This is a genomic window from Streptomyces sp. NBC_01166, from assembly GCF_045039765.1.
In the GTDB taxonomy this organism is placed as follows: domain Bacteria; phylum Actinomycetota; class Actinomycetes; order Streptomycetales; family Streptomycetaceae; genus Streptomyces.
Map to the genome: position 1 here is coordinate 372,530 of NZ_CP108613.1, position 24,292 is coordinate 396,821.

Genomic DNA, 24,292 nt, shown 5'->3' on the forward strand with positions numbered 1-24,292 from the left:
GGCGCGGGGTCCGGGCTGCGTATCGTGTGCCGGTCACGCGGCGAACTTGTCCGCTCCCAGGTGGCTCCGGTACGTCTCCGTCATGAAGGCGCTCACGACGACGAGCGCCAGGACCGCGGCCGCGGCGAGGTAGACCCACACGGCGTAGATCGTGTCGAAGCTGCTGACGAGCAGCGCGGCGACGAACGGCGTGATGCCCATGAAGATGGAGAACGAGCTGTTGTACGCGATGGCGCTCGCGCTGAACCGGGTGCGCGTCGCGAAGAGTTCGGCCGTGCAGACCGTGACGATGCCGGTCAGGAAGAACTCGGGGACGATGTAGATCAGCTGGCTCGCCACCGCCGTGCCGAAGGTGCCTCCCTCGCCGACCCGGAAGGCCAGCGGAACCAGGACGATGCACGCGACGGCACCGGTGACCAGCATCGGTTTGCGGCCGATCCGGTCCGAGAGGATGCCGGCCAGGGGCAGCAGCGGGATGAGTACGGCGACCGAGATCGCGTTGGACGTCAGTGCCATCCAGCGTGGCAGGCCCAGCGTGCCGGTCAGGTACTCGGGATAGAACGTGACCCAGCTGTAGGACAGGATCGCGAGCATCACGGAGACACCGCAGAACACGAGCATCGGACGCCACTGCGTGCGCAGCGCCTCCCGGATCGGAGCTTTGACGACCTCGGCGCCGTTCCCCGTGGCCCGGACGAACTCGGGTGACTCCTCGATGCGCCTGCGCAGCCAGATCCCCACCGCACTCAGCGGAAGCGCGAGCAGGAACGGGATACGCCAGCCCCAGGAGTCCAGGGAGGGGCCTTGGAACAGCCAACTGGTGAGGGCGGCGGTGCCGGCCCCGGCGAGGATGCCGACGAAACAGCTGTTGGAGGCGTACGAGGCGTAGTAGCCGCGCCGGTTCGGCTCCGCCCACTCCACGATGAAGGCCACCGCCCCGACGTACTCCCCGCCCGACACCATGCCCTGGACGACGCGCAGGAGCAGAAGGAGCAGGGGTGCGAGTACCCCGATCTGCTGGTACGTCGGCAGGACGCCGATCAGGGCGGTGGCCACACCCATGAGCACGATGGTCCACAGCAGCGTCTTCTTGCGGCCCACCCGGTCGCCCCAGCGGCCGACGAGCGTCCCGCCCAGCGGGCGGAAGAGGCACGCGACGGCGATGATCGCGTACGTGCTCAGCACCGCCACCGCCTGGTTGCTCTCAGGAAAGAAGGCGGGGGCCAGGACCGGCGCCATGTACCCGTAGAGGCCGTAGTCGAACTGTTCGACGAAGTTTCCGATGCTTCCCGCGCCGATGGCTCGGCGTATCGCATTCCGCTTCTCCGAGTCGGCCCCTGGGGTGCCGACCGTGGCGGTGGGCGCTACAGCGGACATGGCTTCTCCGTTCGCGCGTTGACGTGGTTATGCATACGTATGAACTTCCGCCGAACACTAAGGAGCCCGGCGAAGGTCGTCAAGAGGTGGACGACACCCATTCCGTGACGCTGCGGGGCGACCGGCGGTGGTCATGTCCGCAGGGGTGCGGCAGCGCGCCCGGCTTCCGGGAGAGGCACGGACCGCACCGGGCGCGGGCGTGCGGCGTCATGAGGGACTGCCGGTCCTCTCGGCAGGTCCGGGCGCCGCGAGGGACCGGAAGGTGTCCATCAGGACCTGGGCCGTGTTGTAGAGGACCAGTTGCGCCCCTGCCCGCTCGGCAGCGCGGGCGCCCTCGGCGCCCGGGACGATCGTCATGACCGCCCGGCCCGCCGCCCGGGTTGCCCGATGGGCCGTGGCCACCAGGCCGTCGATCACGTCCTGCCCGGGGAAGGAACAGTCCGCCGCGAGGTCGGCAGGGCCCACGAGTACCGCGTCCACGCCCCGCGTGGAGGCGATCTCTCCGGCGCCGGCACAGGCCCGCTCCGTCTCGATCATCGCCACCACCAGGGCGTCCCGCGAGGCAGTCACATGGTCGGCCGCCGGGACCGTGCCGAAGCGGCCCGCCCTGCTGTACGTCGCGAATCCCCGCGTCCCCAGAGGCGGATAGTGGACCGAGGCCACCGCACGCCGCGCGTCCTGCGCGGAGTCGACGTGCGGATGGATGAGGCCGGCGGCCCCCAGGTCCAGACAGCGCAGGGCAAGAGCAGGCTCGGACGTGCCCACCCGGACGAGAACGTCTATGCCCTGAGCCGCCGCGGCCGTCAGGTGGTGCTGGAGGACGGTCATGTCGGCCGGCCCGTGCTCGCAGTCGATGACCACGTAGTCGAGGCCCGCGACCCCCGCCATCTCCACCAGGGTCTCCGAGGGGAGCCGCAGCAGCGCGCCGTACAGCCGCTCGCCGTCCGCGAGTCGCGTCTTGAGTGAGCGGCGTTCCGCACGCGCCGCCGTCACCGTGCCACCATCCCCGCCGAGAGGTCGATGTCCGCACCGCACAGGCCGGGCATCTGGAGCATCGCGCTCACCGCGGCGCCCACTTCCTCCTCGCTGACCATCCGTCCCAGGGCCGATCGCGACACGAACGCCTCCTCGGCCTCGGCGTAGCTGATGCCGGTGCGCTCCGCCTCGAGGCGGAAGTTCCGTTCCATCCGGGGGCCCGAGACGGGCCCCGGGGACAGGGAGTTGACCGTGACCCCCAGCGGACCCACCTCGCCCGCCAGGGTGGTGGTCAGGCCGATGACCGCCATCTTCGACGCGCAGTAGGGCGTACGCCGCAGAAGGGGCCGCTTCCCCGAGACCGAGGCGATGTTCACGACGTCCCCGGTGCCCCTCTGCGTCATGGGGGGAAGGAAGGCCCGGCACATCAGGAACACGCCGCGCACGTTCACGTCGAAGACCTCGTCCCAGTCACGGGCCGAGATCTCGGTCAGGGGCGCCACCGGTCCCGCGATCCCGGCGTTGTTGACGAGTACCGAGATCTCCACGTCCGCGAGGCTCTCCGCGAGCGTCTCGACCTCGTCAGGCCGGGACACGTCGCAGACCCGGTGGACGACACCCGGGCCCAGCCGGGAGGCGGTCTCCTTCAGGGTGCGCTCGTTGCGGCCGGTGATCACCACGCGGGCTCCGTCCGACAACAGGGAGCGCGCGACGGCGGCGCCGAGCCCGCTGCCGCCTCCGCTCACGAGTGCCGTGCGCCCGGCCAGCCGGCCCGCGTTGCCGCTCATGCGCCGGCCTCGTTCCACGGCAGCATGCCGTTGCCGTACTTGGCGGCCCGCACGTCACCGGAGCGGGCGTGCCCCTCGAACAGCTCGACACGCGCCGCGCGCCCGCACACCTCGCCGAGCAGCGCCGACGACGAGGTGTCCGTGACCTCCTGGTAGGTCACCGTCTTCAGGTACTTCCCCACCCACAGGCCACCGGTGTACCGCGCGGCCCCCCGGGTGGGCAGTACGTGATTGGTGCCGATGACCTTGTCCCCGTACGAGACACAGGTGCCTTCACCGAGGAAGAGGGCGCCGTAGTCGGTCATCCGGTCCAGCGCCTGACGCGGGTTCTCGGTCAGGACCTCCACGTGCTCACTGGCGTAGGAGTCCGCGATGCCGAAGGCCTCGGCGAGCGAACCGGCCACGACGATCTCACCGTGGTCCCGCCAGGCGGGCCCGGCGAAGTCCCTCGTCGGCATGCCGGGCAGCAGCCGCTCGATGTGGCGTTCGACCTCCCGGCCCAGTTCCTCGGAGGTGGTGACGAGAACGGCGGGAGAGTCCGGGCCGTGCTCGGCCTGGGAGAGGAGGTCGACGGCGACCACGAACGGGTCGGCCTGTTCGTCGGCGATCACCAGGATCTCCGTGGGCCCCGCGAACAGGTCGATGCCGACCTCGCCGAACAGCTGGCGCTTGGCCTCGGCCACGTACGCGTTGCCGGGCCCCGCGATCAACGGCACCCGGCCGACCGTCTCGGTCCCGACGGCGAGCGCCGCCACGGCCTGGACCCCGCCCAGCAGGTAGATCTCGTCGGCGCCCGCCAGGTGCATCGCGGCGACCGTCGCAGCGGGGATCTCGCCCCGGATCGGCGGTGTGCAGGCGGCGACCCTGGGCACCCCGGCCACCTTCGCGGTCACGATCGTCATGTGGGCCGACGCGGTCAGCGGGTAACGCCCACCGGGTACGTAGGCTCCGGCGCCGGCCACGGGGACGTGCCGATGTCCGAGGTGGACCCCGGGCAGGGTCTCGATCTCGACGTCGTGCATCGAGTCGCGCTGCGCCTGGGCGAAGGTGCGCACCTGGCGCTGGACGAAACGGATGTCGTCCAGGACCGTCTCCGGAACGCCGGCGATGATCTTCTCGATCTGCTCCGGGCCCAGGCGGAAGGACTCGGGGCTCCAGTTGTCGAACTTCTCGGAGTACTGGCGAACTGCTTCGTCACCGCGTTCGCGGATGTCGTCGAGGATGATGCGGACGCGCTCGGCGACATCCGCGCGGGCGGCACGTACCTGACCGGCGGGCACGGGGGACTTGAGGAAGCGAGGCATGACGGCTTTCTTTCGAGGATGCGTGTCGGACGGGGAGAGTGGAGTCGGGTGCGGGGCACGGGCTGAGGCGGGTGTGGAGTGCGAGCCCGGCGCGTGTGGGGTGTGAGGTGCGAGCCCGGCGCGCTCAGGCAGCGGGGGGCGCGATGTGTGCGGACGTCCGGGGCGCCGACGGTGGCGTCTCCCGCACCCGCACCAGCAGGCCCCGCAGCGCGGCGGAGACGGCGGACGGGCTGTGCCACGGGAGCAGGTGGCCGGCCCCGGCCACCTCCCGCAGTTCGGCGCCCGGCACGGCCCGCGCGATCACCCGGTGGAAGTCGGGCGGGCAGAGGGCGTCCCGGGACCCGGACAGGACCACGGCCGGGCACCGGGCGGTGCGCAGCACGCCGATCGTGTCCTGGCGGGTCGTCTGCGCGGCGAGCTGGGAGCGGGCGGCCTCGGGGCCCACGGCATGCGCCATGCGCCGGTAGCGTTCCGCCGATTGCGCCGGCGGCTGCGGCACGGGGAACATGCCCGTCAGCGTCTGCTCGACGACGTCCGCGAACCGGCCGTCGGCGATCAGTCCGTCCATGGCCTGCCAGGCGGCGTACTGGTCGGGGCGCGGTGCGCCCGCGTTCGTCGACATGACGCACAGGCCGAGGAGCCGCTCCGGGGCCCTGCGCAGCGCCTCGAAGGCGACGACGGCCCCGAGACTGAGGCCGACCGCGACGAACGGCCCGGACACCGAGGACAGCAGCTCCTCGGCCATGGCCCCGATGTCCGGCTCCGTCAGCTCGATGTGAAGGACCGGGTGGCCTTCGGGAAGAACCACGTCGGACCAGAGGCTCGCGTCGCACAGCATCCCGGGCACCATCACCACGGGCGGCAGGCTCGGCGGGCAGCTGCGGGTCACGGCGGTCACCAGCGGCGCGCGGAGCGGGGCAGCAGTGCGTACGGGGCGACGTAGCCGTTGTGGTCGATGCCGAGCCCCGCGTCGGCGGCACTCTTGGCGACCTCCTCGTCCCAGTCCAGGCGGACGCGGCCGTCACCCGAGTTGACGACCATGAGGTCGCCCTGTTCGTCGCCGACGTTGCGCAGGGTGCGCCAGGCGTCCTGCGGTACGGAGAGCATGTCGCGCGGCCCCAGGCGGACCGAGACGGGCTCGGTGCGGTTGAGGGTGACCTCCCACAGGCCGTCCTTGACGATCAGCGTCTGGGTCTCGTGCTGCCGGTGGAACGAGACCCCCTGGCCGGGATCGGCCCGCATCCAGGCGACGTTGTGCCCGTGAGGGTTGAAGATCCGGGGCTCCTGGTGCAGGTCCTCGGTCATGCCGTAGCCGATGACGCAGCTCAGCCGGACCCCTCCGCCGGGCAGGGTGCTGTCGAGGAAGGGGCGCTCGGACCACACCAGTTCGTCCGACGCCGCGATGCGGCGCTTCATCTCGTCGGCGCTGTAGTGACGCAGCCGGTCGATGTGCTCCTGCGCCATCGGTTCGGTCAGCTCGGTCCCGGGCGGCACCCCGTCGCCGGCGACCGCGTCGATCAGTTCGTTGTCGGCGGTGAGGTACAGGCCGTGGCCCTCCGCCTCGCGCAGGACCGAGGGGCCCCAGATGATGCCGCCCGTGTGGTCCATGCCGAGCACGGTGAACATCCAGCCGTCGTCGGGGCCGGTGTTGGTGAAGCCGCGGAAGATCCAGGTGGGGATCGAGGCGATGTCCCCCGCCCTGAGCAGGTGTTCCCCCTGGGTTCCGTCGGCGCCCCAGCGCAGCAGGTATTCGCCCTCGGTGCAGACGAACACCTCGGCCGTGTAGTGGAGGTGGAGGTTGTTGGTGATGCCGTGGGGCATGGCGGCCGCACCGATGTTGTAGCCGTGCGGCAGCCGGAGATTGACGTGCTGGGCCGCGGCCTGGGAGACGCCGGGCCCGATCATGGCGTAGTTCTCCTTGCGGTCGGAGCCCGGCGTGCGGCAGTCGATGAAGGCCTGGTTGCAGGAGACGAAGTCACTGCGGCGGATCGTGCGACGCCCCAGCTCGACGGTGGACACGACGACATCGGGCATGACTGCTCCTTTGCTTGGAATACGTATGCATTCCCATGACAGGCCCTCCTCCGGGCAATGTCAAGGGGTCGGGGAGGGTCGGCTTCAGACGTATGGTGCGCAGAACCCGCGTCGCCCCATGGGAGTGCGCACGGGGCGCAGCACCGCTGCCGGGAAGTGTGCGCCGGTCCGAGAGGGTGCGGATCCGGTCGACCTCGCGCGGTGGGGTGGGTGTACCGACTCCGGTGGCATCCAGCTACATACGTATAGTGATATCTGCCGCGCCAAGGGGTGGCGCACCGGGCGACGGGAAGAGGGCCGATGGCGATCACGAGTCACGACGTGGCGAGGCTGGCAGGCGTCTCGCAACCCACGGTCTCCCGCGCCCTGCGCGACGACCCACGGGTGTCCGCGGCTACCCGAGAGAAGGTCAGGCGGGCCGCGGAGGCACTGAACTACGTGCCCAGCGAGGCGGGCCGGACCCTGTCGACCCGGTCCACGCGGCGTATCGGGGTGATCGTCACAGATCTCACGAACCCCTTCTACCCTCACGTCATCGCGCCCCTGCACGACGAGCTCCAACGCCTGGGCTACCGCATGATGCTCCTCACCGAACGCTCCGACGAGGCGGTGGCCGAGGAGAAGCTCCTGGACCAGTCCCTCGACGGCGTGGTGCTCGCGACAGCGACCACCGACTCCCGGCTGCCGGCCCAGCTCGACCGCCGCGGCATGCCGTACGTCTTCCTCAACCGCGACACCGGCGGCAGCGGCGACTACGCCTCCGTGGTCGACAACGAGGGGGGCGGGCGGCTCGTCGCCGACGTACTCGTCGAGCTCGGACACCGGCGGATCGCGGGCATCTTCGGTGCGGCCAACACGACGACCGGGCGCGAACGGGAGCTGGGCTTCCGGCTGGCCCTGGCCGACGCGGGTGTAGGACTTCCCGCGGACCGTGTGGTGCGCGGCGCCTTCGAGTACGACACGGGATACCAGGCGCTGCCCGCCCTGCTCGGGGCGGCCGAAGCGCCCACAGCGGTCTTCTGCGGCAACGACGTGGTCGCCATCGGCGTCCTGAACGCCGCTCTCGCCGCAGGGCTCAGGGTTCCCGACGACCTGACGGTGATCGGCTTCGACGACCTCCCCATGGCCGCCTGGGAGGTGTTCCGGTTGACCACTGTCCGCCACGACCTGCGGGAACTGTCGCGTCAGGCCGCACGCCTGCTGGTGCGGCGCATCGACGGCGACGCCGACCCCGCCGGCGAACGCCTCGTCCTGCCGACTGAATTCGTACCGCGTTCCACCCACGCCCGCCTCCTCTGACCGGTCACCGCGGTGACGACCCGACGCGAGGGGGCCGGCCGGCGGCGCCGGCTCCGGTGCCGGAAGCGGCCAGGCCGGTACCGGGCCGGTCACCGTGCCGCCGTTGCCGAAGGACGCCGACGCCCACGAGGACCGCGGCCAGGGCGAGGGACAGCCAGAGTTCGAGACGGTGGCCCGGCAGCACCGCCATGAGGACGAGTACCCCGGCGATGAAGGCGATCGTGGCGAGAGTGAGGTAGGGGAAGGCCCACATCCGCACCTCGCCCGGCTCCGCCTCCTTGCGGCGGGTGGCGTACTGCGTGATGGCGATGACCATGTACATCATCAGGGCGATCGCGCCGCTGGACGCGATGAGGTACGTGAAGACGCTCGGCAGCAGATAGTTGGCTATCACCGCGGCGACGCCGATGACCGTCGAGGCGATGACCGCGTTGCGGGGCACACCGGCAGCGGAGGTGGCGGCGAGGGCGGCCGGCGCGTCCTTGCGGCGGGCTAGGGAGAACGCCATCCGGGAGGCGGTGTAGATGGCCGAGTTGAGGCAGCTGCTCACCGCCACGACGAGGACCACGTCCATGATCCGCCCCGCGCCCGGGATGTTCATCCGGTCGAGGACCGCCTGGTAGGAGCCGGCCGCCAGTCCGTCGGAGTTCCACGGCACGAGGCTGACCACGACGAAGATCGAGCCGACGTAGAACAGCCCGAGGCGCCATACGACGGCGCGGACGGCCTTCTTGATGTTCTTCTTCGGCTCCTCCGACTCCGCGGCGGCGATCGTCACGATCTCGCTGCCCTGGAAGCTGAACATGGCGGTGAGCAGACCGGCCAGTACGGCGACCCCGCCCTTGGGCGCGAACCCTCCGTTGCTCCACAGGTTCGACACCCCATGGGCGTCGGAACCGGGCAGGAGACCGAAGACGGCGAGTCCGCCGAGTACGAGGAAGGCGACGATCGCGATGACCTTCAGCAGGGCGAACCAGTACTCGAACTCACCGTAGTTGCGGACGGCGAGGAGATTGCTGCCGGCCAGCAGAGCGATCATGGCGAGGGCCGGGATCCAGCTGGGAACCGAGGTGAGCCCCGCGATGACCTCGCCCGCGGCGATCGCCTCGATGGGAATGACGAGGATGTAGAACCACCAGTAGAGCCAACCGATGGAGAATCCCGCCCAGCGGCCCAGGGCGCGGTCTGCGTAGGTGGAGAAGGAGCCCGTGTCGGGGTTGGCGACGGCCATCTCCCCGAGCATCTGCATGACGAGCACCACCAGGGCGGCGGCCAGCAGGAAGGAGATGAGAACTGCCGGTCCGGCGGCCGCCACGGCGGTGGAGGAGCCGACGAAGAGGCCGGCTCCGATCACACCTCCGATGGAGATCATCGTGATCTGGCGTCCCTTGAGGCCCTGGGTGAGCGCGGGGCCTGCCCCGTTGGTCGGGGCGGGGGCGGGCGGGGAATGGTGCATGGGGAGGATCCTCGCGGGAGTGGGAGCGCAGGTGCTCCTGCTGCAGGACGGTACTCACCCGTCTCGGGCGGGCGATGATACCGGCGGCCCGGGACGCAGGCCGCGGCCGTTCATGGTGCCCCGCGGCCCCCGCCCCCGGCCGACACGAAGCCGGAGGCGGGGACGGGATCAGAGCTGTTCGCGCAACGCGTCGGGGACGGAGTCGAACGCACCGGACGTACGACCGATCCGGTCGATACGGATCGAGGCGGTCGCACCGTGGGCGGCCAGGCCCTCGAAGGCCGAGATCCGCTCGACGGCGGGCGCAAGCGCGGCGGTACCCCCCTCGGTCACCCGCTGGTACGTCAGGGGCTTGAGGAAGCGGGAGACCGACAGCCCCGCGTTGTAGCGAGCGGTCTTGCCCGTCGGCAGCACGTGGTTGGGCCCGGCGATGCCCTTGTCGGAGTACGCCACCGTGGACCAGGGCCCCAGGAAGAGCGACCCGTAGTTGGTGAGGTTCTGCAGGTAGTAGTCGTCATCCCCGGTCTGGATCTCCAGGTGCTCCGGCCCGAGGATGTCCGCCACGGCGACTGCCTCGTCCCGGTCGCGTACGACGATGACGGAGCCGAAGTCCCGCCAGGCAGGTCCGGCGATGTCCCGGGTGGCGAGCGTCTCGAGCTGACGGTCGATCTCGGCGGCGACGGCGCGCCCCGTCTTCTCGGAGGTGGTGATGAGGGCAGCGGGCGAGCTGGGACCGTGCTCGGCCTGGCCGAGCAGGTCGGCGGCGACCCAGGCCGGGTCTGCGGTGTCGTCGGCGATGACGGCCACCTCGGACGGGCCGGCCAGCAGGTCGATGCCGACCTGACCGAAGAGCTGCCGCTTCGCCTCGGTGACGAAGGCGTTGCCGGCACCGACCAGCATGTCGACCGGGGCCTCGCCCAGCAGGCCGAAGGCCATCGCGCCGAGTGCCTGCACGCCGCCGACGGCGAAGACCCGGTCGGCCCGGGACAGGTAGGCGCCGTAGAGCACGGCCGGGTGGGCGCCGTGCTCTCCCGACGGAGGAGTGCACGCCACCACGGTGGGGACGCCGGCTGTCTTGGCCACGCCCACGGTCATGAAGGCGCTGGCCAGCAGGGGAAAGCGGCCGGCCGGGAGGTAGGCGCCGACCCGGGCCACCGGAACGTAGCGCTGTCCGGCCGCCACTCCTGGGGCCACCTCGATCTCGAAGTCGGTCAGGTGCTCGCGCTGGGCGGACGCGAAGCGGTGTGTGCGTTCGTAACCCATTTCCAGGGCGGTGCGGACGTCGGCGGGCAGGGCGTCCCCCGACTTCTTCAGCTCGGCGGCCCCGATCTCCAGCTCGCCGGACCAGCCGTCGAGCTCCTGACCGTAGGCGCGGACGGCGTCCAGGCCCTTGCTCTCGATCTCCTTGAGCATCTGGGAGACGCGCTCGACCACCTTGGGGTCGCGCTGGGCGGGAGGACCGTCGACCGCCGGCTTCTTCAGCCACTGGAAGGGGGCGAGGGTCTTCTGTTCGTCGTGCGTGATCTGCATACCCGGGACGGTAGACGCGCCGCTGCCACAGGGCTAGAGGGGCAGTTCCTGCGTCTCCCACAGGGTTTCCCTGTGGATCGACCGCGGCATCCACGGGCGGCGCCGTCAGGTCATCAGGCCGTGCCCCATCTCGCGGATGGTGTCCTCGGCGAGGCGGGCGAGCTCCCGGGTGGCGCGGGAGAGGGGATGCCCGACGCGCCGGACGAGCGCGATGGTGTCGTACAGCGGCTCGGCGAAGGGGGCGGTGTGCAGTCCTGCGGGGAAGGCGGGGCTGGCGATCACGGCCCGGCTGGCGATCGTGTCGCCGGCTCCGGCCGCGACCAACTCCAGTGCCGCCTCCACGCGTTCGAGCTCGATCAGGGGATCGACGCGGACTCCGGCGAGCTGGGCGCGTTCGGCGATCTGCCGTCGGGTCGGGTCCTTCCAGCCGTAATGGGCGTCGTACAGCACGAGAGGCGCCCGCGAGAAGGTCTCGATGGTGACCGGGGTACGGGCGCGCTCGGCGCTCGCGCTGACGTAGTGCACCTCGTCACGCATGAGCGGAGTGACGGCGAGCCCCTCGTCGTCGATCGGCAGGACGACCAGGCCGGCCTCGATCCGCCCCGCCGCGACGGCCAGAGCGGTCTCGGCGGAGTTCTGCCCCACGAGCCGTACACGGACAGCCGGGTACCGGGCGTGGAACATCTGCACGAGGTTGGCGAGCAGGTAGTAGTCGGCGTTGCGCAGCACCCCGAACGTGGCGGTGCCGCCGCCCAGCGAACCCAGTGAGTGCACGGCCCGGGCACCGCTGTCCGCCGCCGCCACCGCCTCCTGGGCGTACGGAAGCAGCTCCTCCCCGGCCGAGGTCAGGGTGAGGGTTCGGCTGCCACGGACGAACAGCTCCGCGTCCAGTTCCGCCTCCAGACGGCGGACCAGTTCGGAGGCGGACGCCTGGGCGATGTCCATGGCCTGCGCCGCGGCGGTGAACGAGCCGAGCCGCTCGGCCTCGACGAAGGCCCTCAGCTGGACGAGAGTCATGCTGCCCGGTGAAGTGGTTCTGTGCATGCTTGCACCTTAAGAACTGGCTGCGCCCACCACAGGACAGGGTCCCCGGCCGAAGGCGGCGGCCCGTCATGCCGCCCGAGGCGGCGGGCACCGGGGCTTCAGATGTTCGTAGAGGGGCGTGCGACAGGTTGCCCGCCATGACCGGACTCGTCGCCGTCGCCTGACGGCCCGCCCCGACGAGGACCGTCAGGTGATAGGCGACGTTCTGGCGCTGGCTGACGGCAGCCCGGTGACCTGGTCCGTTGACCTGAACGCTGGCGGGGGGGCGCTCTGCTGATAGCCCTCCTGACCAGCCGTGGCCAGCGGCTGCTCCACATCTCTGGCCGATCTTCCGCCCCGCCTCCCGTGGCTACCGCGGCGACGGCAAGACCGACGCGGAGGACGCCGCGGCTGCGCCGCCCGGGCCGCCCGGCAGGGCGGGCTACTTCCCGGCGGCGGCGCGTTCGTGGGCGAGAGGCAGAGGCTGGTTGCCGGAAGGCTCGGCGAGGATGGTGAGTGCTTCGGCCTCCGGCTGCTCTACGGTCAGACGCCGGCGCAGCTTGGTGGCGACCCAGTCGGCTGCGTACGTACAGCGTGCGTCGGCCAGCGGCGGGAGCCAGGTGGAGGGGCACTCGATCACGAGGAATGACGGCGTCGCCGTTGTGCGACAAGCTGGCCAGTGAGCGGGTGCCGCATGACATCACTTCTCGTTCGCTGACCACGTGGTCAGACGAAAGTGGTGGTGCACGAAACCCGATCGCGCGTTCGCCAACTACCGCCACTAGCCCATGAGACTGGTCCACAGGATCCATCAGCCGCCGCCAGGTGAGCTCTGTGATCTTGCGGGGCAGTTCGTTGTAGAACCGCAGGTAGCCAGCCCAAAGCTCATCCCGCCGCTCACGGTGGGCTGCGCGGTGGGCAGAACTGCGACGAACGCATGGAGGCGATCATGAACGACCAGGGATCCAGCCCGGCCCTCCCTCCTGTGGTGGACAGAAAGACCTGGCAGGAGGCGCGGGACGCACTGTTGGCACGGGAGAAGGCGCACACCCGCGAAGGGGACGCGATCGCGGGGGCGCGGCGGCGGCTGCCGATGGTGGAGGTCGACGCCACCATCGAGGTGATCGGTCCCGAGGGGCCGGTCACGATTCTCGACGTCTTCGAGGGCCGTCGGCAGCTGATCGCGTACTTCCACGCATGGTGGCCCAGTCGGCCCGCCGCGGAGCAGTGCGAGGGCTGCACTTTCTTCAACTGCCAGGTCCGCGAGCTGTCCTACCTCCATTCCCGCGACGTCACCTACGCCACGCTCTGCAAGGGCCCGTACGACGCCAGCGTCCGCTACCGGAACTTCCTGGGCTTGGACATGCCGTGGTACTCGGTCGAGAAGACGGCGGCACGTCTGCTGGAAGGTCGTGACTGGCAGCGTCACCACCTCGTCTGCTATGTCCGCGATGGCGATCGGGTCTTCGAGACGTACTACACCGGCGGCCGCGGCGTCGAGATCATGGCCCCCACCCACGGGCTGCTGGACATGACCGTCTACGGACGCCAGGAGACGTGGGAGGACTCCCCCGACGGCTGGCCCCAGCCCTGGGGTGACGCCAAGAACCCCGAGGTCTGGCGTACGAACGGACGCCCCATCGCCCAATGGTCCCGCATCCGAGCCGGCCGCTCCGACGAGCTGACGTCCTGATGCTGCTCTGGAGACTACCGCCGTGCTGTCAGCAGTCGGATTCTGGCTCCACTTGTGTGACGCAGCCACTCTGAGTGGCAGCCGCACCGCTTCGGGACGTACGCAGCCCTGCTTTGCACGTGACTCCCCGCACCAGGCCGGCTCGACGACGCTGGAGCGAACCTGAGCGAGGCTGCGGAGCGGTGCGTCACAGCCCGATCCGGCCCAGCCTGCCCCCAGCTCGAAGACCCCTCCGACTCGCCCTGGCCGAGGGGACACCGCTTCGCCGACCGCACCCGTGTGAAACACGCGACCGTCCACAAACTCCTGGCAGCCGGGCTCAGTCGGAGAACCACCGGCCGTCAACACCGGATGACCTACCGCACCGTCAAGCTCCTCCCTGACACAGCCACCCGGAGGATCTGCTCCAGGGGCGGTGGCAGGGCCGGCCGTCCCAACTCGACGCCCTCAATCCCTATCTGGATGACCGCTGGAACCAAGGCTGCACGAACGCCTGGAGGGCGTGGGAGGAGATCATGCCGCTCACGCGGGCGAATTGCCGGTGGGGTAGTCGGAGAGCTGCCCGTGTCTGATGATCATTGGATGCGACTGCTGAAGCACGGCTACACCAACCGCACAGTCGGGGATGGCGCCGTGGTGGAGAAATCGTACGAGGGCCCCGATGCTGAACTCAGGCTCCGTCGTGAGCACGCACTGCTGACTCGGCTGCAGGACCGATTGCCCGTGCCGCCGGTACAGGGAATGACGGAGGCCAGGCTGACTCTTGGCTTCGTGGCCGGTGCGCACGGCCAGGAGCTTCTGGCCGCCGGTCAACCAGAAGCTGTCCTGGCGAGCTGTGGGGAATTGCTGCGCAATATTCACGGAACCGCACCGAGTGTGCTCCCGGAAGACGCGCCCAGCGCGGAGAAGGTGCTTGTGCACGGTGACTTCGGGCCCAACAACGTGCTGCTCGATCCCGCCACCTTCGAGGTCACCGCAGTGGTTGACTGGGAGTTCGCCCACCTCGGGGACCCAATCGAGGATCTGGCGTGGTGCGAGTGGATCGTGCGCACGCACCACTCCGAGCACCGCCGTGCACTCGGTCACTTCTTTCGGGCCTACGGCGGGGAGGTGCCGCCCTGGCCGGTCCGCAGGGCGGCCATGCTGACCCGGTGCGAGGAGCTGCGGCAGTTCTGCGACCGGTGGGAGCCGAACGGTCCGGGCGTGAGGCTGTGGCAGGGGCGCGCCGCAGCCACAGCGGACTGGCAGGAGTAGCCCGGGTACCCGGGCCCCGGCAGAGCGGGCCGAGACTGCGGATGCCACCGGAACGGAAGCGATCTCCGCGACGAGGACCGGCTCCGGGGGTTGCAGCTGTCCAGGACAGGGAAGCCGGTGACGCCGCCGATGAGCGCTTCGGTGGAGACCCTGCAGCGGGCCTTCGGCCAGCCGCGCGCGCCTGGCCGGTTGCGGCCCGTCAGGCTCTTGACCTCCACGCCTTCGACGCCGGGGACGTCGGTCCAGTCGTACAACCACTCCCCCGCGATCGCGGGGTCCGTGGTAGACGGGCACAGCGTCCATGGCGCTGCCAGCCGGTGGTCGGTGAACAGCGCCTCCAGGACCGCGCCGCGGCGTGCGAACGGCTCGTCCAAGAGCTCTGGCCTCACTCCGCAGGACTGCTCGAACGCGACGAAATGGGCAGGGAGCTCGGCAGCCAGGAGCTTGGCCTTGCGGCCGGCGGACGCGCGGCGCCGCAGGGCGGTGAAGCTGAGCCGGTGCGACTGAGCAGCCCGGTTGGCACCCAGGACACTCCTACGCCTGATCTGCGGCCTTCTCTGATTTCGTGTACGCAGGTGCGCGGTTCGGCTGTGCTTGTCGTGAACTCTCGGCTCGTAAGGCCGCGACTTCACCCCGCAGTTCGGTCAATTCCCGGTGCAGTGCCTGAATGGCGACGATGGCCACTCCGTTGGCATCGGTACAGCAGATCGTCCGGTCGTTCTCACCGATCCCGAACGCTTTCCACCAGTCCTGCGCCATGGGCCCCAGGTGGCGTACGTGCGGAGGGTCCCAGTGATACCGCCATGTACTGACCGGCAGCTGCACCACCTGCTCCAGCACCTGGTAACCGTTGACCGGATCGCTACCGCGCACCGCACCCGACACGGCATCGGAAGCCAGACCGGCCGCAGAAACACCTTGTCTCAGGCGCATCCTGACCAGGGATTGCATCAGGGCGCTGGCCAAGGATCCTTTCCACCGCCGGTAGATCATCGCTCCCAGACCACCGCGGTGACCTCAGTCTTCAGCCCACGATCCGAAAAGAGCAGGCTGCCCCCACCACCGCGATTCTCAGGGCTGCTCACCGGCAGCTGGACCAGACCACTGCCGACCCCGCTGCTGTAGGTCGTCACGCCGACGGCCGTGACCTCACGTTCCATGTTGATCATCGTGGTGTCGTAGGCGGCGTTGCCGGCTGCCAGAATGTTCGTGCTAGCGACGGCCGGAACACTCAACGCCCCCGTACCGGTGGCCGCCGTGGCTGTCAGCACCAGTAGACGACTGGCAACGCGCTTCGTGGACATCAAGCATCCTTCCGGCCGGGACGCCGCGTGCGTCCGCGACACCCCTAACGGCCCATCGCCCGCAAAAGGCACGTAGGTTTTCAGATCTCTTCCGCCCCCACGCCCGCCACCCGAACGCGACAAAAGCGTCCAGCTGGTAGCGCCCGGCATGCCGCCACCGTCCTGGAGCCGCACTCTGGAGAGAGGAGCACGCCGATAGTCATCCACCACCCATCTCACCGGCGGACAAGAAGGCGGCGCCGACGGCCGGGGCGTTGCGTGCGCCGACCTGGCAGCCCGCGTTGGGCTGGTGGCTTCCGAGACTGCTCGCATCCGCGCTCTGGTTCGCGGCCGCGCCAGCCTCCCCCAGGGCACACGAAGGCCCTGCCCCCAGTGGTCAGGGCTTTCGCGCTGCCGGTCGGCTGTCTTCGGGTCCTCGAAATCTGCTGTTGCGGTTCTTCGTCAGACCGAACCGGATGGGTCTGATGGTGCGTCGGCGCGGCGGTATTAGGCGTTGATGCGCTGGGCTTCCTCGAGTTGGTCCTCGAGGATGACGATGCGGCAGGCAGCCTCGACCGGAGTCCCACGGCCGACGAGTTCTCGGGCCCGGGCCGCGCTGCGCAGCTGGTAGCGGGAGTAGCGGCGGTGGCCTCTCGCGGAGCGCAGCGGGGTGATCAGACGGGCTTCGCCGATGGCGCGGAGGAAGCCTTGGGTGGTGTTGAGCATGTCGGCGGCCCGGCCCATGGTGTAGGCGGGGTAGTCGCCGTCATTCGAGACGGCCGAAGGGGTCGTCTGCTGTCTTGCACCTCTGTGGAACACGCTGGAGGGGCCCTGGTGCCTTATGGCACCAAGGCCCCGAAGGAACTGCTACACCATCTGCCGGCCCTGGAACTGCGCCGGCCTTCTGTGTCCGCTGCCCCGACGGAAACGCTGTCGGGGATACGGGGATCGCGGTTGCTTGACCGGAGACCACCTCACTATCGATGTCCTGCGGTACCCGGGCCCAGCCCTTGCGCCCGGGCGATCCTGATGGCGCCTGGTTCCTCCGTTCTTCCCTCTGATGATCAACTGCGTATTGCTGGTACTGCGTCCTTCGCGGCATGTCGTAGCGCCGCTTTCGGCAGCCGGCCCCGTCGCCTGTCCTGCGTCTGCTCTGGCTTGGAACCCCACTGCCGAACCTCCCGGTACGTGCGTCCGCAGCCGACGCCTTTACCGAGGTACTGCTCCACTGACTTTGCTGCTGGGTACTGCCTCCTGCTCATGGCCGCCCCTGATGACTGCGGGCCGCCCGGTCCGGTCGCCAGTCCCGTCGCCGTCCTGCACAATCCTGGCTTCGAAACTCCGCCACCGCACCGTCCTGCAACTGCAACTGCGGTACTGCTGCCTGGCAGTTCGTCTCTGCCAAGCTCTGCTGACTTCCTGGGCTACGAGAGAAACCATAACTACGTCACGGCCCAATGTCTACTCTGACCGACATAGATTTTCGCGTGTTCGGTAATGAGGAAACCGGCCTCGGTCAGTGATGCCGCAGGGTTTGCCGGGGCACAGGCCGGGCAGAAGCACCATCCAGGCAGAACCAGGTATGACGATGCAGAGACCAGGTGGCCTGATGGGCATGATGAGCGTCACCGTTACACTCGCCCGCTCCGCGACGTCCGTCGCCGACGCACGCGACAGCGCCCGGACCTTCCTCCAGCGTCTCGTACGTCCGATCGCAGCCGAGGCCGCTGACGGCGTGATCCTGGTCGTCTCGGAGCTCGTCACCAACGCTCTGCGCCACGGCGGCGGCACCTGCACGCTGGACCTGAACGCGCACCCGGCCGGCATCGAGGTGGCCGTGCACGACCGCAGCCCGCAGGGCCCGCGTATGCGCACCCCCGACCTGAACGGCGGCACCGGAGGCTTCGGCTGGCCTATGGTCAACCGCCTCGCCCACACCACGGCGGTCACCCGCCGACCGGCCGGCAAGACCGTCATGGCCCTCATCGCCCGATAGCCAAGCCCCGGTACCGGCTCCTCCGAACCGGCCCTCCGGGTGCCCCGGTCGTTCTCTGAGCAGTCGGCGCGCCGAGCCTGCGTGAGCCATGGGGCTTCGCCCGCGCTGCCGTCTGACTCAGAACATCCCTCGCTGGACGTACTCCACCCACGGTGTCCAGGCAGCCGCCGGCCAGCTTCTCCAGCGCGGCCTGCTCCTTCGTGTCGCCGGTGAGCTTCCGGCGGAGCTTGGTGGCGCCCCGGTCGGAGGCGTAGGCGCACTGCGCGGAGGTGGCCGACGGGAGCCACTGGGCTGGGTCCTTGTCGCTTTTGAGCCGGTTCGACTTGGCTGTCGCCAGTTAGCGTGAGGCGCCGGTAGACAGAGGCAAGGTCTGGCTGCCCGGCGCGCTTCAGGCGGTGGAGTCAAGCGGGTTGGATGCCATTCTGTCGGCCAGGCCCGATCGCACCGCGCCAGCCGCAGCGGTGCCGGGTTTGCGAGCGGCCTGGGCCTGGAAGCACGTCAGAAACTGTTCGGTGAGGTCGAGCCTGGGGTAGCGATCCAGCACCTCGGCCCGGAAGCCGGCCGAGTAGTCGTCCGCGTCTTTGCCGACGACTTCGGTCGCGGTGGCGCGGGCCAGCAGGTGTCCCTCGGGATCAATGGAGACCTCCACCCACGGCCACATATGGCGGACGATCACGTCCGACAGGCGCGCCCGGCGCTTGGCCGGCCATCCGGCGCCCGCTGCGAAGACCTGGGCGACGTGGCCACCTGCCTCCTCGAACGCCACAGTGTGGCTGTCGAAAGCCGGCACCAATCCGATGTCGTGGAACAGCGCAGCAACGTAGAGGAGTTCCGCGTCGAAGGGAATGCCTTTTGCCACGCCGGACGCGGCCGCCCACACGTACGCACGCAGCGAATGGTTGAGCAGCGCGGGGGAATGGTAGGCAGTGGCCACCTCGAGGGCGGCGGCCGACGTCATGCTGCCGGGCATGGGGAGAGCGTCGAGCGACATGCGGGTCACTGTTGGCCTGCCTTTGTGGCGCTGTCCGACACGATGCGGATGATCGCCTTACCGGGCCTGCCGTGGCCGGGCGTGAAGGCCGCGGGCGCGTCAGCGAGCGAACATACCTCCCCGACGATCGGCTTGAGCCTCCCGTCCCTCACCCGCTGCACGACGTCGGTGAGCCTGGCCCGGTCGGGTTCGACGACGAAGAAGACGGCCCGCCCGCCCTCGGGCTTGACCCTTGGGGGTTCGGCGATGGTGACCAGAGTGCCGCCGGCGCGTACCAGTGCGGCGGAACGGTCAAGGATCTCACCACCGATGACGTCGAACACGAGGTCGACGTCTCCGGTGTCCTCCAACCGGTCCGCCTGGAGGTCCACGAATACGTCGGCGCCCAAGCTGAGAGCGGTGTCCCGATCTGCGGACCGGCCGGTGGCGATCACCCGTGCCCCCAGATCGTGCGCGAGTTGGACCGCGGTAGACCCGACGCTGCCTGCGGAGCCGTGGATCAGGACCGTCTGTCCCACCGCGAGCCGTCCGTGGTCGAACAGCCCCTGCCACGCGGTCAGCCCCGAGATGGGCAGCGTGGCGGCGACGGTGTAGTCGACGTCCGCCGGAAGGGGGGCGAGGTTGCGGGCCTCCACCGCGGCGTACTCGGCCAGCGATCCGTCACGCGTCCAATCGGCCATACCGAAAACCCGCTGGCCGACAGTGAAGCCGGTTGTGCCATACCCAAGCTCGGCGACAACCCCCGCCAACTCGTGCCCAGGCACGCTCGGCGTCCGGTCACGGCCGGCTCGGTCGGTCCACGTCCCGGGCCAGGCGAGTTCCCCACGGGTGAAGCCAGCAGCATGCACGCGCACGATGACGTCGTTCTCAGCAGCGTGAGGATAGGGCAGTTCCGTCAGAGCGAGTCCGCCGGCACCGGCATCACGGTTGCGGACGGTGATGGCTTGCATAGAGATCATCCTCTGAAGAGCGAAGTAGCGGCGATGAAGCAGATAAATGCCCGCTTGGGGCGACATGGCACGCGATGCGTCGTGATCTCGACCGTATGCGCCATCCACTGTCACCGTGTGGGCCACTTCCCAGGCAATGGGATGAGCCACTTTCGCGTCGCCAGCAGAGGTGGACACGCCACACCGCATCCGAGGGCTGACCGCCCGTTGCGACCCAGACCACCAGGCTGAGGCGGTGGCACATCTTTTCCAGGACTCCCACGATCGCCCGGCCGGTATCGGCTGACCCAAGAGGGCGGAGTGAGGCGGTGGGGGGCCTTTGCGTCCGGGGAACGGCGAGCAGTGCCGTCAGAGGCAGGCGGCAACCTCAGCCCGATCTCCACCGCCTGTGTTGGGCGGCCTCTGACCAGCTACGAGATGCTGCTTCGAAGCATCTTCGGCAACCCGCACCATCGCCGGATCACAGCAAGGAGGACCGTGACCAGCACAGCATGGACCGTCCCCATCCCGCAGGAGAGGGTGCAGGAGTTCCGCGACCTGCTCGCCGACCTCAACAAGGACCTGTCCGGGCTCGCCGAGCGAGCGCGGGAGGTGGGGTATCACCGGGAGCGTATGTGGCTCCAGACCAACCAGGACGGCAGCGGCAGCTCATCGTCCACCTCGAACTCAACGATGGTGTGACTCCGGCCGAGCTCGTGGCTCGACTGTGCTCGTACGACTCGGAGTTCACACGCTGGTGGAACCCTCGCTTCGAATCCTTCGGCTTCCCGGCGTCCCCCGGTGAGACGCTGCTCGCTTGGAGCGACGACGCCCGATCTGTGCGGCTACTGCGTCTCACCGAACGGCGGGACTTCGGTTTCGGCGGCATCCAAGGCGGAGCCGTTCGTAGCGCAGCGGGTGGCGCCACACACGGTGGTCCTGTGACACGTCGGCGCTGATCTCCGCGACGAGAACGGGGGCAACCAGGACCTTTCAAGGGGGTGCGGCTGTCCAGGACGCGGTGAACCGACCGGCGACGTCCCCAGCTGGGCCGGGGTCCAGCGTGGCGGTCTTCCCCACCAGCCGCAGACGGCCCGTGCTGTCGCAACGTCCCAGCAGCAGGTCCTGGGGGCGTCGCGGAGAACCTGTGGCGCCGCCGACGAACGCTTCGATGGAATCCCTGCGGCGGACCTCGACCATCCTCGACCATCCACGCACGGCTCGGCCGCCACCCTCATCTGCCACCGCCCTGCGTATAGAACGGCGTCATAAGCCCAGTGCGAGGAAGGGCCGCGCTCGCTGGCGAGCCCCCACGGGCCCTCCCCGATTGGATTCCTAACAAGTCTTGCTACTACAGTGGGTAGTGGTAGGTCACTTTGTGTATCCATGACGCGCGGGGAGAAACGTATATGCCCGAGACACAAGTCTTGCGCGCGTACCGGTTCGCCCTGGATCCCACGGATGCCGAACGCGTCGAACTGGCTCGCTATGCCGGTGCCTGTCGGTGGGCCTACAACTATGCGCTGGCGAAGAAGACGGAATCCCACCGGGCCTGGGCGGCCCGCCGGGCCGTCTACCTCGGTGCGGGGCTGAGCGAGGCCGAGGCGAAGGCCCGGATCAAGGCCGACGGCGCCGAACTCACCGACCGCATCAAGGTATGGGACCACCACCGCAAGACCCTCATGGCCACCACCCCCGGCAAGCAGGCCGTGGCCCCGTTCCAGCCCCCAGCAGGGCAGGAGGCACTGGCCCACCGACTGGCCGCGGCCCGGGCGGACGCCGTCGCCACCGGGCGCGAAAGCCGGCTGCTGGCCGAGGCCCGCACCACGGTCAACAGCCTGAAGGCCGAAGCGTTCAGCGCCGGATTCCGCACACCGTCCGCCATGGACACCAGTGCCCTGTGGCGCATGGACCGCGACCTGCCCGCAGAGGAGGGTGGCAGCCCGTGGTGGGGCGAGGTCAACGTGTACTGCTTCACCTCAGGCTTCGACCGTGCCCACGTCGCCTGGAAGAACTGGCTGGAGTCGCTCTCCGGCCGGCGTGCCGGGCACTGTGGCTATCCCCGGTTCAGGAAGAAGGGCCGGGCGGCCGAATCGTTCGCTCTCTTTCACGACGTGAAGCGGCCGATCATCCGGCTGGACGGCTACCGGCGCCTGGTGATGCCGGGCCTGGGCAGCATCCGCATCCACGACACGGGCAAGCCGCTCGCGCGGCTCGTCCACCGGGGCCAGGCCGTCATCCAGTCCGTGACCGTCACCCGGGGAGGCCACCGCTGGTACGTTTCCGTACTCGCCAAGGTGCGGCAGAACATCCCCCTGCTCTGGGAACACATCGACGACGAGGACGGCACCCGGACCCCGTACCTGACACGCGCCCACGCCGATAGGGCCGCCGAACGTCTCGGCCGCGTCAGGCAGATCGGCGGCCCGACCGCCCGACAGCGGACCGGCGGGCCGGTCAGTGTCGGCCTCGGCTCCCGCTACCTCACCCTGTCCAGCCCTCTCCACCCAAGCGACCCCACCTCCACTCTGGTGGAACACCCGCGGCCGCTCACGGACAACATGGCCAAGCTGACAAAGACTCAGCGTGCACTGGCCCGCACTGCCAAGGGATCGCGACGGCGGGCGAAGAGCACTGCCCGGCTCGCCCGCCTGCATCACCAGATCGCAGTCCGGCGCGCATCGTTCCTGCACGGTGTCTCCAAGAAGCTCGCCACCGGGTTCACGCACGTGGCGATCGAAGACCTGGACCTCACCGCGCTCACCGCCTCGGCCGGGGGCACCCCCGGTAAGCAGGGCAAGAACGTGGAGGCCAAAGCCCGCTTCAACCGGCACCTCCTGGATGCCGGTCTGGGCGAGCTGCGCAGGCAACTCACCTACAAAACCGTCTGGTACGGCTCGCAGCTTGTCGTTCTGGACAATGCCGGAACGACCACCTATACCTGCGGGAAGTGCGGGGTGCGAAACCCAAGCTCCGCGCCTTCCAACAGAGGGTTCTACTGCCCGTCGTGCGGTGGTGTTCTACACCGTCACGAGAACACCACCGCGGACGTCGTACCCTCGGCGCGCGGGCAGCTCACGCCGGTCGCCTCCGATAGGGGGGAGACCTTAAACGCTCGCGGAGTCTCCGTAAGCCCTGGCTCCCGCAAGGGTTCCGGGCAGGGGGCGTTGACGCGAGAAGACACCGGCTGACGCCGGTGCCACCCCCGGGGAGCGATTCCCGGGCGTCCCGTACCCGACCCGTCGCGACGGCTACCCGATGCCACGCGTAGACGCAATGAGCCGCGGTGGACAAGGGCCACCAGAGCGGCACGCCACCGCACGGGTATGGACGGGACGATCTGTGTTCTGGCAGACGCCATACAACGAACGTCCGCGCTCACCTGCGCCTGCCCTGCCCGAGTTCGGGCAGGGCAGGCGCAGCGCGTGGCCGGGTTACTGATCATTTCAGAATGAGTTGAGTCACGGGGATTTGTGCTCGGCGATCTTGGTCGGCAAGGTGTCTGGGGTGCGTGCTGACCTTGTTCCTGACGACCTGTGGGAGCGGGTGGCCCCACTGTTGCCGCCCGCTCCCGAACGGCGCCGCCGCCATCCCGGGCGGCTGCGTATTCCCGACCGGGCAGCACTCGCCGGCGTCATGTACGTGCTGCGGACCGGTGTGGCGTGGCGCGATGTTCCTGCCGAGACCGTGGGCTGCTCCGGAGTAACAGCCTGGCGCCGGCTGCGGGACTGGACCGAGGCCGGTGTCTGGCCGCGCCTGCACGCCACCCTGCTGGCCGAGCTTCGCCGCGTCGACCTGCTGGACCTGGACGACTGCTCCGTGGACGGGTCGCACGTCCGGGCCCTCAAAGAGGGGATCACGTCGGCCCCTCGCCCGTCGACCGAGCCCGCCCCGGCTCCAAGCACCACCTGATCGTCGACCGCCACGGAACGCCGCTCTCCGTGACGCTGACCGGCGGGAACCGGCATGACGTCACCCAGCTCCTGCCGCTGCTGGACGCCGTTCCGCCTATTCGAGGTCGGCGGGGACGCCCCCGCCGCAAGCCCCGACGTCTGTACGCGGACCGGGGCTACGACTTCGACAAGTACCGCCGCCTACTGTGGATGCGCGGCATCAAGCCGTGCATCGCACGACGTGGCGTCGCCCACGGTTCCGGACTGGGCAAGGTGCACTGGGTCGTCGAGCGCGCCTTCGCCTGGCTGCATCAGTTCAAGCGGCTCCGCATCCGCTACGAACGATGCGCGGATCTGCATCAAGGCCTGCTCGAACTGGCCTGCAGCCTCATATGCCTGCGCCGTCTGCGAACTTCATTCTGAAAGATCAGCGAGGGGCAACATGTCGGAGCCGGCGGTAGGGCGGC

General features: G+C 69.4%; 21 protein-coding genes and 1 pseudogene. 7 read left to right on the forward strand and 15 right to left on the reverse strand.

The annotated features are described in order from the left end of the window. Positions 1-33: 33 nt before the first annotated feature. The 6 genes from OG379_RS01925 to OG379_RS01950 all read right to left on the reverse strand — a co-directional run bounded on the left by OG379_RS01925 (position 34) and on the right by OG379_RS01950 (position 6,478). Positions 34-1,377, reverse strand: a complete 1,344-nt coding sequence (locus OG379_RS01925) for an MFS transporter (protein WP_405658554.1) — start codon at positions 1,375-1,377, stop codon at positions 34-36. A 207-nt stretch (positions 1,378-1,584) separates the two neighbouring features. Next, the gene (locus OG379_RS01930) at positions 1,585-2,370 is read right to left on the reverse strand and encodes an HpcH/HpaI aldolase/citrate lyase family protein (protein ID WP_405658556.1); all 786 of its coding nucleotides are present in this window, start codon (positions 2,368-2,370) and stop codon (positions 1,585-1,587) included. Next, a complete protein-coding gene (locus OG379_RS01935; RefSeq protein WP_405658558.1) occupies positions 2,367-3,140 on the reverse strand; it encodes an SDR family NAD(P)-dependent oxidoreductase in 774 nt (257 codons plus the stop codon). The genes OG379_RS01930 and OG379_RS01935 overlap by 4 nt, the downstream gene beginning before the upstream one ends. Then, positions 3,137-4,444, reverse strand: a complete 1,308-nt coding sequence (gene hisD / locus OG379_RS01940; protein ID WP_405658560.1) for a histidinol dehydrogenase — start codon at positions 4,442-4,444, stop codon at positions 3,137-3,139. The genes OG379_RS01935 and hisD (OG379_RS01940) overlap by 4 nt, the downstream gene beginning before the upstream one ends. Before the next feature lie 124 nt (positions 4,445-4,568). Beyond that, on the reverse strand, positions 4,569-5,333 hold the full coding sequence (locus OG379_RS01945; RefSeq protein WP_405658562.1) for an alpha/beta fold hydrolase: 765 nt from the start codon (positions 5,331-5,333) through the stop codon (positions 4,569-4,571). A 5-nt stretch (positions 5,334-5,338) separates the two neighbouring features. Further along, positions 5,339-6,478 carry a cupin domain-containing protein gene (locus OG379_RS01950; RefSeq protein ID WP_405658564.1) on the reverse strand — a complete coding sequence of 380 codons (1,140 nt, stop codon included), beginning with the start codon at positions 6,476-6,478 and terminating at the stop codon, positions 5,339-5,341. Positions 6,479-6,778: 300 nt separating this feature from the next. On the opposite strand from OG379_RS01950, the gene OG379_RS01955 reads away from it, so the two are divergent. Next, positions 6,779-7,777: a LacI family DNA-binding transcriptional regulator gene (locus OG379_RS01955; RefSeq protein WP_393754142.1), complete on the forward strand. Its 999-nt coding sequence runs from the start codon at positions 6,779-6,781 to the stop codon at positions 7,775-7,777. A gap of 4 nt (positions 7,778-7,781) precedes the next feature. Here OG379_RS01955 and OG379_RS01960 read toward each other — a convergent pair whose 3' ends face one another. The 4 genes from OG379_RS01960 to OG379_RS01975 form a co-directional block, all read right to left on the reverse strand. Further along, positions 7,782-9,233: an amino acid permease gene (locus tag OG379_RS01960; RefSeq protein ID WP_405658567.1), complete on the reverse strand. Its 1,452-nt coding sequence runs from the start codon at positions 9,231-9,233 to the stop codon at positions 7,782-7,784. Positions 9,234-9,401: 168 nt separating this feature from the next. Further along, positions 9,402-10,763: a histidinol dehydrogenase gene (gene hisD, locus OG379_RS01965; RefSeq protein WP_405658569.1), complete on the reverse strand. Its 1,362-nt coding sequence runs from the start codon at positions 10,761-10,763 to the stop codon at positions 9,402-9,404. Between the two features lie 105 nt (positions 10,764-10,868). Further along, a complete protein-coding gene (locus OG379_RS01970; protein WP_405658572.1) occupies positions 10,869-11,807 on the reverse strand; it encodes a LysR family transcriptional regulator in 939 nt (312 codons plus the stop codon). Between the two features lie 421 nt (positions 11,808-12,228). Next, on the reverse strand, positions 12,229-12,426 hold the full coding sequence (locus OG379_RS01975; protein ID WP_405658574.1) for a hypothetical protein: 198 nt from the start codon (positions 12,424-12,426) through the stop codon (positions 12,229-12,231). A 309-nt stretch (positions 12,427-12,735) separates the two neighbouring features. Between OG379_RS01975 and OG379_RS01980 the strand changes: the two genes are divergently transcribed. Together OG379_RS01980 and OG379_RS01985 are read left to right on the forward strand one after the other, a co-directional pair. Beyond that, positions 12,736-13,479, forward strand: coding sequence for a DUF899 family protein (locus OG379_RS01980; protein ID WP_405658577.1), 744 nt, complete (start codon positions 12,736-12,738; stop codon positions 13,477-13,479). Between the two features lie 582 nt (positions 13,480-14,061). Then, positions 14,062-14,733 (forward strand): phosphotransferase family protein, encoded by a 672-nt coding sequence (locus OG379_RS01985; protein ID WP_405658579.1) that lies wholly within the window; start codon positions 14,062-14,064, stop codon positions 14,731-14,733. A gap of 534 nt (positions 14,734-15,267) precedes the next feature. Here the strand turns inward: OG379_RS01985 and OG379_RS01990 are convergent. The 3 genes and pseudogenes from OG379_RS01990 to OG379_RS02000 all read right to left on the reverse strand — a co-directional run. Further along, positions 15,268-15,699 carry a tail fiber domain-containing protein gene (locus OG379_RS01990; protein WP_405658581.1) on the reverse strand — a complete coding sequence of 144 codons (432 nt, stop codon included), beginning with the start codon at positions 15,697-15,699 and terminating at the stop codon, positions 15,268-15,270. A 23-nt stretch (positions 15,700-15,722) separates the two neighbouring features. Beyond that, entirely contained in the window at positions 15,723-16,037 is a 315-nt protein-coding gene (locus tag OG379_RS01995) for a hypothetical protein (RefSeq protein WP_405658584.1), read from the reverse strand. A 486-nt stretch (positions 16,038-16,523) separates the two neighbouring features. Further along, positions 16,524-16,815 (reverse strand): annotated as a pseudogene (locus tag OG379_RS02000) (MerR family transcriptional regulator); the annotation flags it as partial. 810 nt (positions 16,816-17,625) lie between these two features. Here OG379_RS02000 and OG379_RS02005 point away from each other — a divergent pair. Next, positions 17,626-18,012, forward strand: coding sequence for an ATP-binding protein (locus OG379_RS02005; RefSeq protein ID WP_405668378.1), 387 nt, complete (start codon positions 17,626-17,628; stop codon positions 18,010-18,012). A 388-nt stretch (positions 18,013-18,400) separates the two neighbouring features. Here OG379_RS02005 and OG379_RS02010 read toward each other — a convergent pair whose 3' ends face one another. Next, positions 18,401-19,003 (reverse strand): HD domain-containing protein, encoded by a 603-nt coding sequence (locus tag OG379_RS02010; protein WP_405658586.1) that lies wholly within the window; start codon positions 19,001-19,003, stop codon positions 18,401-18,403. A gap of 5 nt (positions 19,004-19,008) precedes the next feature. Then, on the reverse strand, positions 19,009-19,953 hold the full coding sequence (locus OG379_RS02015) for an NADP-dependent oxidoreductase (protein WP_405668380.1): 945 nt from the start codon (positions 19,951-19,953) through the stop codon (positions 19,009-19,011). Positions 19,954-20,430: 477 nt separating this feature from the next. On the opposite strand from OG379_RS02015, the gene OG379_RS02020 reads away from it, so the two are divergent. The 3 genes from OG379_RS02020 (at position 20,431) to OG379_RS02030 (ending at position 24,248) form a co-directional block, all read left to right on the forward strand. Next, positions 20,431-20,634, forward strand: a complete 204-nt coding sequence (locus OG379_RS02020; RefSeq protein WP_405658589.1) for a hypothetical protein — start codon at positions 20,431-20,433, stop codon at positions 20,632-20,634. A 707-nt stretch (positions 20,635-21,341) separates the two neighbouring features. Beyond that, positions 21,342-23,123 (forward strand): RNA-guided endonuclease InsQ/TnpB family protein, encoded by a 1,782-nt coding sequence (locus tag OG379_RS02025; protein WP_405658591.1) that lies wholly within the window; start codon positions 21,342-21,344, stop codon positions 23,121-23,123. A 316-nt stretch (positions 23,124-23,439) separates the two neighbouring features. Beyond that, positions 23,440-24,248 (forward strand): IS5 family transposase gene (locus OG379_RS02030; protein ID WP_405658594.1). Its coding sequence is split into 2 segments (ribosomal slippage): positions 23,440-23,779 and positions 23,779-24,248, totalling 810 coding nucleotides; the frame shifts between segments, so codons are not numbered across the junction. The last annotated feature ends 44 nt before the right edge of the window (positions 24,249-24,292 follow it).